The organism is Pediococcus parvulus (genome assembly GCF_007990205.1).
GTDB lineage: Bacteria > Bacillota > Bacilli > Lactobacillales > Lactobacillaceae > Pediococcus > Pediococcus parvulus.
The window spans coordinates 21657-35214 of record NZ_BJWE01000001.1; the positions used below are offsets into that span (position 1 = coordinate 21657).

General features: G+C 38.0%; 14 protein-coding genes. 13 read left to right on the plus strand and 1 reads right to left on the minus strand.

Annotated elements, in window-relative coordinates:
• Positions 1 to 3: 3 nt before the first annotated feature.
• From PPA04_RS00095 to PPA04_RS00130, 8 genes are all read left to right on the plus strand, one after another.
• On the plus strand, positions 4 to 660 hold the full coding sequence (locus PPA04_RS00095; RefSeq protein ID WP_057782286.1) for a LysM peptidoglycan-binding domain-containing protein: 657 nt from the start codon (positions 4 to 6) through the stop codon (positions 658 to 660).
• A 22-nt stretch (positions 661 to 682) separates the two neighbouring features.
• The gene (gene cmk / locus PPA04_RS00100; protein ID WP_057782287.1) at positions 683 to 1360 is read left to right on the plus strand and encodes a (d)CMP kinase; all 678 of its coding nucleotides are present in this window, start codon (positions 683 to 685) and stop codon (positions 1358 to 1360) included.
• A gap of 83 nt (positions 1361 to 1443) precedes the next feature.
• Positions 1444 to 2682 (plus strand): 30S ribosomal protein S1, encoded by a 1239-nt coding sequence (gene rpsA, locus PPA04_RS00105; RefSeq protein ID WP_057782289.1) that lies wholly within the window; start codon positions 1444 to 1446, stop codon positions 2680 to 2682.
• 72 nt (positions 2683 to 2754) lie between these two features.
• A complete protein-coding gene (gene der / locus PPA04_RS00110) occupies positions 2755 to 4065 on the plus strand; it encodes a ribosome biogenesis GTPase Der (RefSeq protein ID WP_057782291.1) in 1311 nt (436 codons plus the stop codon).
• 207 nt (positions 4066 to 4272) lie between these two features.
• The gene (gene hbs, locus PPA04_RS00115; RefSeq protein WP_046871107.1) at positions 4273 to 4548 is read left to right on the plus strand and encodes a non-specific DNA-binding protein Hbs; all 276 of its coding nucleotides are present in this window, start codon (positions 4273 to 4275) and stop codon (positions 4546 to 4548) included.
• A gap of 107 nt (positions 4549 to 4655) precedes the next feature.
• A complete protein-coding gene (locus tag PPA04_RS00120) occupies positions 4656 to 5924 on the plus strand; it encodes a tetratricopeptide repeat protein (protein WP_057782293.1) in 1269 nt (422 codons plus the stop codon).
• Positions 5925 to 5996: 72 nt separating this feature from the next.
• Positions 5997 to 6419 carry a hypothetical protein gene (locus tag PPA04_RS00125; protein WP_057782295.1) on the plus strand — a complete coding sequence of 141 codons (423 nt, stop codon included), beginning with the start codon at positions 5997 to 5999 and terminating at the stop codon, positions 6417 to 6419.
• Positions 6420 to 6436: 17 nt separating this feature from the next.
• A complete protein-coding gene (locus PPA04_RS00130; RefSeq protein WP_057782297.1) occupies positions 6437 to 6913 on the plus strand; it encodes a nucleoside 2-deoxyribosyltransferase in 477 nt (158 codons plus the stop codon).
• A 71-nt stretch (positions 6914 to 6984) separates the two neighbouring features.
• Here the strand turns inward: PPA04_RS00130 and PPA04_RS00135 are convergent, their stop codons facing one another.
• Entirely contained in the window at positions 6985 to 7860 is an 876-nt protein-coding gene (locus tag PPA04_RS00135; RefSeq protein WP_057782299.1) for a YitT family protein, read from the minus strand.
• 143 nt (positions 7861 to 8003) lie between these two features.
• On the opposite strand from PPA04_RS00135, the gene PPA04_RS00140 reads away from it, so the two are divergent.
• From PPA04_RS00140 to fakB, 5 genes are all read left to right on the plus strand, one after another.
• Positions 8004 to 9218: a CCA tRNA nucleotidyltransferase gene (locus PPA04_RS00140; protein WP_057782301.1), complete on the plus strand. Its 1215-nt coding sequence runs from the start codon at positions 8004 to 8006 to the stop codon at positions 9216 to 9218.
• A gap of 14 nt (positions 9219 to 9232) precedes the next feature.
• Positions 9233 to 11125, plus strand: a complete 1893-nt coding sequence (locus tag PPA04_RS00145; RefSeq protein ID WP_057782303.1) for an ABC-F family ATP-binding cassette domain-containing protein — start codon at positions 9233 to 9235, stop codon at positions 11123 to 11125.
• 18 nt (positions 11126 to 11143) lie between these two features.
• On the plus strand, positions 11144 to 12094 hold the full coding sequence (locus PPA04_RS00150; RefSeq protein WP_057782305.1) for a thymidylate synthase: 951 nt from the start codon (positions 11144 to 11146) through the stop codon (positions 12092 to 12094).
• 17 nt (positions 12095 to 12111) lie between these two features.
• Positions 12112 to 12624 (plus strand): dihydrofolate reductase, encoded by a 513-nt coding sequence (locus PPA04_RS00155; protein ID WP_057782307.1) that lies wholly within the window; start codon positions 12112 to 12114, stop codon positions 12622 to 12624.
• Between the two features lie 67 nt (positions 12625 to 12691).
• Complete coding sequence (gene fakB, locus PPA04_RS00160) at positions 12692 to 13537, plus strand: DegV family protein (protein ID WP_057782309.1); 846 nt, start codon at positions 12692 to 12694, stop codon at positions 13535 to 13537.
• The last annotated feature ends 21 nt before the right edge of the window (positions 13538 to 13558 follow it).

A 13558-nucleotide genomic window follows, 5' to 3' on the forward strand; every position in this document is an offset into this window, starting at 1 on the left:
AAAATGAGTCAAAATAAAAATACCAATTCTGATGATAAGCAAACGGAAAAACAACGATCTAGCACTGATAATCCTATGGGTTCGCCTTCAAGAAGGGCAAATCGTAAATCATACCGCTACACTAAATTAATTGTCACGGTAGTCGGAATTTTGGTGGTTTTATTATTCATTTCACCAATTGTGTTTTATAAGTATAATCAAAACAATTTTAATCGACCACAAACAAATGCTCAAATTGCTTCGTCAAAAAGAAAGGCTAGCGCTTCCAGTAAAGCAATTGCTGATAAGGCTGCTGCAAAATCTTCTAAGAAGTTAGCTAGTTCTGAAAGCAAAAGCAAATCTAAAGCAGAAAAGGCATCGAGTGAGAAAGCTAAAAGCAGCTCTTTAGCTGTGTCAAGTTCCAAAGCTGCGGCTATCTCTGCTTCAAAAGCATCTAGCAGTTCCAGTTCGTCTAGTTCAAGTTCTAGTAGTAGTTCTAGCTCTAGCTCTAGCTCTAGTTCATCAAGTAGCACAACCAAAAAATATGTGACTGTTCCTGCTGGAGAAGGACTATATAGAATTGCTGTAAATAATGGTATTTCACAACAAAAATTAATGGAGCTTAATGGTTTAACAAGTAGCTCTGAGTTAAAGCCTGGACAACGTTTACGGGTTAAATAATTAAATTAGGGGTTGTTTATTCATGGAAAATCAGAAGATACAGGTTGCAATTGACGGACCAGCATCTGCTGGAAAAAGCACAGTTGCCAAATTAGTAGCAAAAAAATTTGGCTATATTTATTGTGACACGGGTGCGATGTATCGGGCTGTCACATTAAAAGCCATTCAAAGCCAAATCGAATTGACAGATGAGTCTGCAGTTGTGGCCATGTTAAAGCAGACACAGATCTCTTTTCAACCAGGTGATCCAGTTCAGCATGTGTTCATTGACGGTAATGAAATAACAGAGGCTATTCGCCAGCCAAAAATTACGAATTCTGTTTCAACAATTGCTAGTTTAGGTGGTGTTCGGGCAGAGCTAGTTAATCGTCAAAGAGATATCGCTAAACAAAGCAGCATTGTAATGGACGGCCGTGACATTGGTACAGCTGTTTTACCAAACGCACCAGTCAAAATATTTCTGATTGCCAGTGTCTCTGAGCGTGCTGAACGGCGTTACAAAGAAAATATGGGTAAGGGAATTGAGACGCCTTTAGAGCAATTAAAAAAGGAAATTGAAATTCGGGATCATAAAGATTCAACCCGAAAAGTGTCGCCGCTAACCAAGGCAAGTGATGCAATCGAAGTTGATACAACCTCAATGAGCGTTGAACAAGTTGTTGATGAGATTACAAAAATCATTAATGAAAAAATAAAATAAGATTTCTGATTTATTTAACTAGCTTTTATCAGCAAATTCAGCTATGATAGAATAGTATAGTGTTGTTAAGGAGGAAATTCGTAATGAGCGAAAACGAATCAGGTCAAAATAATGATTTATTAAACGCACTTAATAGTGTGGAAGAAGTAAAAATCGGTGATGTCGTAAAAGGTGAAGTTTTGGACATTGACGATGACAAACAAGTTATTGTGGGTATTGAAGGTACCGGTGTTGAAGGCGTAATTCCATTACGTGAGCTCTCAACTGCTCACATTGATGATATCAACGACGCCGTTAAAGTTGGTGACAAGTTGGATCTTGTTGTTGTTTCAAAAATTGGGAATGACAAAGAGGGCGGCAGTTACTTACTTTCTCATCGTCGTATTGAAGCCCGCAAAGTTTGGGACGAAATTCAGAAAAAGGCTGACGGTGGTGTTGAAATTGAAGCACCTGTTACCCAAGTTGTTAAGGGCGGTTTAGTTGTTGATGCTGGTGTTCGTGGATTTATTCCAGCTTCGATGATTGAAGATCGTTATGTTGAAGATCTTAATGTATACAAAGATCAAACATTGAAGTTAAAGATTATTGAAGTTAATCCAGCTGACAACCGTTTGATCTTGTCTCATAAGGCAATTGTTCAAGAAGAGAATGCTGCTAAACGTGAAGAATTAATGTCACATCTTCAAGCTGGCGACATTGTTGAAGGAACTGTAGCTCGTTTAACAAACTTTGGTGCTTTCGTAGACCTTGGTGGTGTTGATGGATTAGTCCATGTTTCTGAAATTGCTTATGAGCATGTTAATAAACCTTCAGATAAATTAAAAGTTGGTCAAAAAATCAATGTGAAGGTTCTTGCAATTGATGAAGACCGTGGCCGTATTTCATTGTCATTGAAACAGACATTGCCTGGACCTTGGGATGATATCGAAGAAAAGGCAGCTGCTGGTTCTGTTTTGAATGGTACTGTTAAACGTTTGACTGATTTCGGTGCTTTTGTTGAAGTATTCCCTGGTGTTGAAGGATTAGTTCACATTTCACAAATCTCTCACAAACACATTGATAGTCCTAGTGATGTCTTAAAGACTGGTGACAAGATCAAGGTTAAGGTTTTGGAAGTTCATCCAGATGCTCATCGATTGGCACTCTCAATCAAAGCTTTGGAAGAAGCACCTAAGTCAGAACCTAAACAACGTAATTCTCGCAGCAGCCGTCCTGCAGCTAATAACTACAAGAACGATGCACCTGAGGAAAGTACTGGATTTACATTAGGCGATTTAATTGGTAATGAACTTAAAGGTAGCCAGGATAATGACGAAAAGTAATTTAAAATAACAATTACTGGGGCTGTGATTATTTCACAGCCTTTTTTATAAACTAGAAAGTGAGGTTCTACTATGGCAAATCCTATTGTTGCCATTGTTGGCCGTCCCAATGTGGGAAAATCAACAATTTTTAACCGGGTAGTGGGAGATCGTATTTCGATCGTTGAAGACACTCCTGGTGTAACTCGTGACCGTATTTACGCACATAGTGAATGGGTCGGACATGAATTCAGTGTGATTGATACTGGTGGTATCGATATTAGCGATGAACCATTTGTGAATCAAATTCAAGACCAAGCAGAGATTGCAATCGATGAGGCTGATGTCATCGTTTTTCTTGTAAGCGTTAAAGAGGGCATTACTGATGCTGACGAAAAAGTAGCTCGTATTTTATATAAAGCCGATAAACCTGTTATTCTAGCTGTTAATAAAGTGGATAATGCGGAGTTACGTCAAGAAATTTATGACTTCTATAGTCTAGGATTTGGTGATCCCTATCCAATTTCTGGGAGTCATGGTCTTGGTTTAGGTGACTTATTGGATGCTATCGTTAAAGAATTTCCTGATTCAGATACTGATGAAAAAGATGACTCCATCCGTTTTAGTTTAATTGGCCGTCCTAATGTGGGGAAATCGTCTATTGTCAATGCATTGTTAGGGGAAGACCGGGTCATCGTATCTGATATTGCAGGCACGACTCGTGACGCAATTGATACGAAGTTTACAACGCCTGAAGGAAACGACTTTACCATGGTTGACACCGCTGGTATGCGAAAAAAGGGTAAAGTTTACGAAAATACTGAAAGATATAGTGTCATGCGTGCAATGAAAGCTATTGATAACAGTAATGTGGTGTTAGTAGTTCTAAATGCTGAAGAAGGAATTCGCGAACAAGACAAACGAATTGCCGGTTATGCGCATGAGGCCGGTCGGGGAATCATCATCGTTGTTAACAAATGGGATACTTTAAAAAAGGATAATCATACGCTTCATGAATTTGAAGCTGGAATTCGTGATCAATTTGCTTACTTAAGCTACGCACCAATTATCTTCGTTTCTGCCGTTACTAAACAACGACTAGGTCAGTTACCAGAATTAATTAAACGAGTTGATGAGAACCATCGGCGCCGTGTGCAATCATCAACACTTAATGATGTGCTTATGGATGCGATTGCTATTAATCCAACACCAAGTGATAATGGCAAACGGCTTCGTGTCTATTACGGCACACAGGTAAGTACAGAGCCGCCGACCTTTGTCATCTTTGTGAATGACCCAGATATGATGCACTTTTCATACGAAAGATTTTTGGAAAATCGGATTCGGGAAGTGTTTGATTTTTCTGGAACACCAATTCACTTAATTGAGCGTCATCGTAAGTAATTGTCAATGATGTGCTTGTTTTTTAAAGAAAACGCTTATTTTTTTGATAATTAAGATGAAAAGCCTTGTCATAACAGTCTTCCTGTGATATCTTTGAAATTGAAATAATACCGTTCAGGGTTATTGTTTCGTCAATCTTGGACCACTCAAGATTGATAAAGTTGATGATTAAGTCATCAACTCAATTTTTCCTAGGAGGTGAATCACATGGCAAACAAAGCTCAATTAGTAGATGATGTTGCATCAAAAACTGGTTTAACTAAAAAGGATGCTGCCGCAGCTGTAGATGCTGTATTTGGCTCAGTTCAATCCACTTTAGCAAAAGGTGAGAAGGTTCAATTGATCGGTTTCGGTAACTTTGAAGTACGTCAACGTGCTGCACGTAAGGGACGTAACCCTCAAACTGGTAAGGAAATTCAAATTCCGGCTAGCAAGGTACCTGCATTTAAACCAGGAAAAGCATTGAAGGATGCAGTTAAATAGTCTTTCAAATTTTCCATTTGAGATCCAGCATAACAACTGTTATGCTGGATTTTTAAATTCAAAACACTTAGTATAGAGATACTATTTTTTGATGAAAGGTGGACAACATGAGTTATTCAGAACAAGCGTTACAAAAAATTGAAGACGGTGACATTAAGGAAGCCAACCGGTTATATGCTTGGGCCCTTCGAAAAGATGATGATGACACTCTGAACAGTTTTGCTGAAGAACTTTATGGGCTTGGCTTTGATAACAAGGCCAAACGAATATATGAAAAACTCTTAGAAAAATATCCTGATGAAGACTCTTTGCAAGTTAATCTGGCGGACATTGAAATTGGCCAAGGTCACACAGATGAAGCTTTACAACATTTGGCCACCGTCAAGCCTGACTCTGATGCTTATCTTCAATCCTTGCTCGTAGCAGCCGATCTCTATCAAACTGAGGAATTATACGAAGTAAGTGAACAAAAGCTGTTAGAGGCCGAAAGAATTGCACCTGATGAACAAGTAGTGTTATTTGCACTAGGTGAATTTTATAATATGATGCAAAATTATAAAAAAGCGGCCGATTATTATTTAACTTTAATTAAGCGGGGCATTTTAACCCTTTCTTCTGTCGATTTGGTGGCACGCTTAGCGACTGCCTATGCCGGGATGGGAAAATTCGAAACTAGTATGGCTTACTTTGAACAAATTAAAACTGTAAATAAAACACCCGATATTTTATTCCAGCAAGGATTTGTTTACTTGCAACTAAAGGATTACACAAATGCAATCGATTTATTAACCCAACTGCGGGAAACGAATCCAGACTACGTGTCCTTATATTCAATTTTAGCAACGGCTCAAGAAAAAAATGGTGATATTGAAGCGGCTTATAAAACAGCGCAAGAGGGAATTGGTTTTGATGAATTTAACGAAGATTTATTCTCACAAGCGGCGGAACTGGCTAATCAACTCCAAAAATACGATGATGTTGAAAGTTATTTAAAAAAGGCCTTGAAAATTAATCCCGAACAAATGCGGACAGTTGTGCAATTAAGTAACCTGTATATTTCTCAGCAGCGCTATCAGGATAACTATGATTTATTGCAACCATACATTGAAGAAAATGATTTGGATCCACAAATATACTGGAATATTGCTGTTTCTGATGAAAAACTCGAACACATTCCTGAAGCTAAAGAAGCCTATCAAAATGCATTTCCGTTTTTCACAAATAATGCAGATTTCTTACATGCGGCCGTTTATTTCTTTAGACAAATTGGGAACACTGATTGGGCGATAAAAAGTTTGAAAGCCTATTTGAACCTAGTTCCTGACGATTCAGAATTTAGTCTGATGTTAGAAGATTACGAAACTAACGGATTTTGAGATTCTTAATCATTTTGTGATAAGATAGAATTCGTGTTTAAATTTTATAAAAGTCAAGATCGAGGAAAAGTAATGAGTGCTGAACAATACAAAATTAAAAGTTATTCGCCAAAATTTGCAAAAAAAACAGTTACGGTTATGCGAAAAGTCAATCAAAGAATTTTCGGGAGTCTTGATAACGCCAGTTTTGATGACCAGGTTGAGCATTTTAAAAATGTGCTAGCCAAAAAATACGATATGCGAATTGTGACAAGTTTTAACGAGCGCACTATCTATGGTGTTGTCATATTTGATCAAAATCAGATTCTAGATCTTCTAATTGATCCTACCCAAAAGGGACTTGGTATTTCTGACACATTAATAACTATTGTGAAAAAGCTAAGCAAAGGTTCTTTGCAATGTGATACGAAAAGTCGCCAATTATCAACAATTTTAATGCAAAATGGTTTTAAGAACGTGTCAACTAATCATTTTGTTTGGAATCAAAACAATTGAGAACAGGAGAATTTTAAATGAGTAATCAAATTTATCTTGCCGCACCATTTTTTAGTCCTAAGCAAAAGGAACATGTTCGGACCGTGCAAAATTTATTGGCTAAGAATCCTACCTTAGATGCCAAGAATATTTTCATTCCAATGGAACACCAAATGGAAAGTGAAGAATTTGGTTCTTTTCGTTGGCAAACGGGAGTTTTTAATAGTGATATGCGCCAGGTTCATCGCGCAACTGCTGTGGTTGCCATTTTAGATTACAAACTGGATACAGATGGCATTAACCAACCGGATAGCGGGACAATTTTTGAAATTGGCGCTGCGTTTGATGCTAATATTCCTGTTATTATGGTTCAGTTTGCGCATGATCAAGAATTAAATCTTATGCTTTCTAGAAGTTACACAGCTTTCTTTAATGGCGAAAATGAGATTAAGCAACTTGAAACCTATAATTTTAATGATTTACCCACAATTTTTAGTGATGTTAAAGTATTTTAGAACAATCAAAAATGTCACATGTTTATCATTCAAACGATGATAAACATGTGACATTTTATTTTTTAACAAAATTAGTTAACTTTTTGGCCAGTTGGCGAATCATAAGTAAAGCCCTCACCAATAACTTCATGAACATCAATAACTGAAATAAAAGCGTGTGGATCAATTTTATCAACAATTCGTTTGGCTTCACTCAATTCATTTGGTGAGAGGACACAAAAAACCATCTTTTTCTCATCTTTTGAATAAGCACCCTGAACATGAACAAAACTTGCACCCCGCTGCAGTTCAATCATTAATTGATCAGCGATCAGTTGGTAACTTTCGCTAATGACCAAAATTCCCCGCGCTGCATATGAACCAACTTGCGTGAAGGTCACAATTCGAGAGAATACAAATGCTGCCAACAGAGTATACATCATTTGACGGATATCAATGTAGCAAAGTGAAATCGTTAAAACCACCGCATCTAATGCAAATAAGGTTTGTCCCATTGGAATTCCACGTTTTTGCTCGATAATACGAGCAATTACGTCTGTTCCTCCAGTTGTACCACCAAACCGATAGACAAGTCCACTCCCAAAGCCACCAGCAAGCCCGGCAAGAATTCCAGCAATAAACATGTCATGGCTAATATCAATGTTTATGGGGACCCTTTGCCAAATCCACAACCACATAGATAACATTAAAGTCCCGAAAATTGTGTAGTACAGAGCACGTTTGCCTAAAAAACGATAACCAATAACGAGAAGCGGAATATTAATTAAAATCGTTGTATACGCCGGATCAATATGAAAAAGGGCACGAAAAATCAAAGTGATTCCAGTAGCGCCACCTTCAGCTAAATGGTTGGGAATGTTAACCGCTGCTAAACCTAAACCATATAGACAGCATCCTAACATAATCATGAATAAATCCTTAAATCGAATGGGTTCTTTTTTTATCATGTTTTTCACCTACTTCACTTCAATATCATAACATATTCGTCAGACGAACCGGCCGTATCCATTTTAAAAAAACCTGGTTTCTGTTAAGATTAAATCTGATAACATTATCTCGAAATATTTAAACTTAGGTTGGCGAACTTTGTATGCAAATAAAAAAATTACCGATTGAATTTCTTACTGCACGTCCCATTTTGCAAACAATTGAAAATGCTGGATATGAAGCCTACTTTGTGGGTGGCAGTGTGCGCGACACAATTTTGAACGATGAAATTCATGATGTGGATATCGCGACTAGTGCTTATCCATCAGAAGTTAAAGCATTGTTTCCCCGGACAGTTGATACAGGAATTAAGCATGGAACAGTCATGATTTTAAGTGGATCCAATCAGTATGAGGTAACCACTTTTCGAACCGAAAGTGGTTATCAGGATTTTCGAAGACCTGATAAAGTTACTTTTGTGCGCTCTTTAACAGAGGATCTGAAACGACGGGATTTCACTGTCAATGCTTTAGCACTTAAGGAAGACGGAACGGTCGTGGACCTTTTTAATGGTTTGCAAGATCTTCAAGACCACATTCTTCGAGCAGTAGGCAAACCGGAAGAACGATTTCATGAAGATGCTTTACGCATGATGCGCGCGATTCGTTTTGCTAGCAAACTGGATTTTGCCATTGAAGCTACAACAGAAACTGCGATTAAACATCATGCAGAATTGTTAGAAAAAATTGCGGTGGAACGGATTCTGGTTGAGTTTGAAAAAATGATGATGGGCCAAAATCCGGTGAAGGGCATTCACTATTTCATTGACACCGGCTTATATGCGTATTGTCCACAATTGCAGGGTCAATCAAAGGCACTATCTGAATTATTGAACTTACACCCCGATGTGCGACTAATCAACGAAACTCAAGTTTGGTTACTTCTGTGTCGGTCCTTAAAACTATCGGCGGTCAAAAGTCACAGTTTTTTAAAGGCTTGGAAAACCTCTAACGAATTAATTGCGGCAGTCAATAATGGCTTAAAATTATTTGAAGCTATTGATCAAGGAACAGTTTCAGAAAAAATTCTTTTTCAAACTGGTAAAACGGTTTTAACGGATGCTATGGCAGTATTAAATGCCATTTCAGCTCCCGTCAATACGAGCGAACTTTTGGCTCGGTATGAGGCCTTACCTATTAAGGATAGCCATGAATTACGGCTCAATGGAGGGGATCTCCTTCAGAGAAGAATTACCACGCCTGGCCCCAAATTAGGAAAGATTCTGGCCAAATTATTAAATGACGTGTTAACAGGCAAGGTTAAAAACAGCAAATCAGAATTACTTTTAGAAGCAAAGCGAATTGCTTCTAAAAACTAGAAAGATGACAAATTATGCAAACTTTAAAAGCAGAAGATTTAACTGAAACGTATGGCACAAAAACTCTTTTTAATAAAATAAATTTTTTGATTAACGAACAAGACCGGATCGGTTTAATCGGAACGAATGGAACAGGAAAAACTAGTCTTTTAAACGTCCTTGCCAATATTGATCCACAAGACTCTGGTCAAATTGAAACACCCAAAAATTATACAATCGGTTATTTACGCCAAACACCCGCGTTAGATGAAAGCCTGACAATTATCGATGCTGTTTTTGCGGGTTCACAGACCGTTTTTAAAACGATTCGTTTTTATGAACAAGCTTTGGCTAAATATTCCCAAGATCCCGAAGATGCTGAAAACCAACGGCAATTTGAATCTGCCGAACAGCGCATGAACCAAGAGGATGCGTGGACTGCTGAAAGTGACGTTAAAACTATTCTAACCCAGCTTCACATCATGGATCTTAATCAAAAAATTGGTACATTATCTGGAGGTCAACAAAAAAGAGTTGATTTGGCTCAAACCTTAATTCAAGCACCTGACCTCCTCATGCTGGACGAACCAACGAATCATTTGGATTTCGATTCTATCGCCTGGCTAGAACAATACCTGACATCTTATAAGGGTGCACTATTAATTGTGACGCATGATCGTTATTTTCTGGATCGAGTTGCTAATCAAATTTGGGAGCTTTCTTTTGGAAATCTCCGTCAGTATCCGGGCAACTATCAAGCTTACGTTGCTAAAAAAGCTGAACAAGAAGAACAAGAAGCTGTTCAATCACAAAAAGAAAGACGGCTTTATAAACAGGAATTGGCTTGGATGCGACGGGGACCGCAAGCTCGCGGTACTAAGCAACAAGCGCGAATTAACCGGTTTGAAACCCTTAGCAGTTCCGTAAATGCACCCGAGCAATCAGCGGATAATATTGCCGTTCAACTGGGACAACAACGTTTGGGTAAAAAGGTAATCGAGTTTAAACATGCGTCTCTAAATTTAGGTTCTCACATCATATTAAAGGATTTTTCTGAACTCATTCAAGCAGATGAGCGCGTCGGAATTACTGGTAATAACGGAACTGGAAAGTCCACATTATTAAATGTTATTGCGCAGTTACAACCGATAGACGATGGCATTATTGATATTGGCGAAACAGTTAAACTAGGATACTACACGCAAAAGATTGAACCAATCCCAGAAGATAAACGTATCATTAGCTATCTTAGTGATGTTGGTTCAGGTGTTTTGAATGCGAACGGTGAACATATTAGTGTTACCAACTTATTAGAACAGTTTCTGTTTCCAAGATCTACGCATGGGACTTTGATTAGAAAGTTATCGGGTGGTGAAAAACGGCGCTTATACTTATTGAAAATTTTAATGCAGCAGCCAAATGTCTTATTGTTAGACGAACCTACAAATGATTTAGATATTGGTACGTTAACCGTATTGGAAGATTACTTAACGCATTTTCGAGGCACTGTCATTACAGTTTCTCATGATCGTTACTTTTTGAATAAGGTAGCCGAACATTTATTAATATTTGAAGGTCAAGGAAAAATCAATCGCTTTACCGGACGCTTTACTGATTATCTACAACAACAGGATCAACCAGAAACACCGACTGTTACTGACGGAAAAAAGGTTGAATCAAAGGCCGAGCCAACTGATCACCAGAAAAAAATAAAATTAACCTATGCCGAACAGTTAGAGTGGCAAACAATTGAGTCTGACATTGATGGTTTGGAAAATAAGAAGGCGGACCTTCAAAACCAGATGAATGATAATTCTGACGACTATGGAAAACTAGCCGATCTTCAAAAAAAGATTGATGAATTAGATGTAAAAATTGATAAAAAGATGAATCGCTGGGAATATTTAAGTCAATATGTAGATGATTGATCACAAGGAGGTTTCAAAATGTTAGAACAAGCTTATTTAGACTTAGCAGCCTATGTTTTGAAAAATGGTAATTACAAAAATGACCGGACCGGAACTGGCACCTACAGTACATTTGGCTATCAAATGCGCTTTAATTTAGCAGAAGGATTTCCTTTGTTAACCACAAAAAAAGTACCTTTTGGATTGATTAAAAGCGAATTAATGTGGTTTTTACGTGGCGATACTAATATTCGGTATCTCCTCCAGCATCACAATCATATTTGGGATGAATGGGCCTTTAAAAAGTGGGTACAAAGTGACGTTTATACTGGTCCAGATATGACAGATTTTGGTCGCCGGTCATTGAAGGATGCAGATTTTGCAAAAACTTATCAGGAACAGAAAAAGATTTTTGACAATAAAATCTTAACGGATGATGCTTTTTCAGCTCGATTTGGTGATCTGGGTAACGTTTACGGAAGTCAGTGGCGTGCTTGGAAAACTTCTACCGGTGACAGTATCGACCAAATTAGTGACGTCATTCAAACGATTAAAACTAATCCAGATTCACGACGCATGATCGTTTCGGCTTGGAATCCTGAAGATATTCCTTCAATGGCATTGCCACCTTGCCATACTATGTTTCAGTTTTATGTTTCTGAAGGCAAGTTAAGTTGTCAACTTTATCAACGAAGCGGTGATATCTTTCTTGGTGTGCCGTTTAACATTGCGAGTTATGCCTTATTAACCTGTTTGATTGCCAAAGAAACGGGCTTACAGCCAGGGGAGTTTATTCATACTTTAGGTGATGCTCATATTTACAGTAACCATGTTGAACAAGTCAAAACTCAACTTTCTAGAACACCAAGGCCAGCCCCAAAACTGATTATTGATAGTCAGGCAAAAAGTATCTTTGACTACAATGTGAAGGATATTCGCCTAGAAGGCTATGATCCTTATCCTGCAATTAAGGCGCCTGTCGCTGTATAAACAAGGGAGTTGATTAAATGTTAGCATTTATTTGGGCCGAGTCTCAAAATGGCGTTATTGGCAAACAAAATAAACTTCCTTGGCGCATCCCGGATGATACTCAGTATTTTAAGAAAATAACGACAGGGCATACAGTAATCATGGGGCGCAAAACGTTTGAGTCTTTTGGAGCAAAACCACTACCGCATCGTTTAAATGTTGTATTAACACGCAAAACCACTCTAGAAGAGACGGAAGAACTAAAAGTGTCTCATTCAATTACTGATTTATTAAAAACCTATAATTCTAATGATGAGTTGGTTTTTGTGATCGGTGGAAAAGAGATTTATCAGCAACTATATCCATACGTTCAAATGCTCTACCGCACCCGGATTGAACAGGACTTTGAAGGTGATACACAGATGATTCCAATTGATTATTCTCAGTGGCAACTTATGCAATCTATTCCTGGCCAGGGTCCCCAAACGATGCCAATTCCGCATGTTTTTGAAATTTATAAGCGAATTGAACCTAATGGTACCAACGAATAATGAAAATATGAGAATTCTCTGTTATAATCAATTCATAACTATATCTGTGTAGAAAGAGTGAACTTTAATGTCAAAAATCAAAATTGTGACCGATTCATCATGTGGTGTAACTGATCAAGAGGTTGCCGATTACAACATCACAATTGTACCCTTGACCGTTATGATTGATGATACAATCTATGTTGAACGCGAAACGATTACAAACGAAGAATTCTTAAACAAAATGCAAACTTCAAAAGCACTACCTAAAACTAGCCAACCACCAATTGGTAAGTTTGTGGAAGTCTTTGATAAGTTGGGCGAAGATGGTAGCCAAATTATTTGTTTCAATATGTTAGAAGCTATCAGCGGTACGGTCCATGCAGCTGAACAAGCGGCACAACTTTCTAAAGCAGATGTCACGGTAGTGGATAGTCAAACAACCGATCGAGCACTTGCTTTTCAAGTAATCGAGGCTGCTAAGCTAGCTCAACAAGGAAAAAGTCGCGATGAAATTTTAAAAGCTGCTGAGGATATTCGAGATCATACTAAATTATTTATGGGTGTCATGACACTTGATAATTTGGTTAAGGGTGGTCGAATTAACCGAATGACCGGGATGATTAGTGGTCTGTTAAACATAAAGATTGTGTTACAGGTAACTGGTGGTGAACTCAAAGTTGTGGCTAAAGGCCGTGGTATGAAAACAATCAGTCATTTCTTCGATGATGTTTATGAAAAAATGGCGAAATCACCAAACATTAAATCAATTGGTATTTCTCATGTTGGCGCTTTAAAAACAATTGCACCAATCAAAGCAAAAATTCATGAAATGTTTCCTGATATCAATATTTTGGTTCGGGAAACCGTTCCAATTATTGCAACTCATGGTGGTCCAGGCGCCTTTGCTTTAATGTATTATACTGGTGATTAGGTGTTATCAAAATTAGCGGGA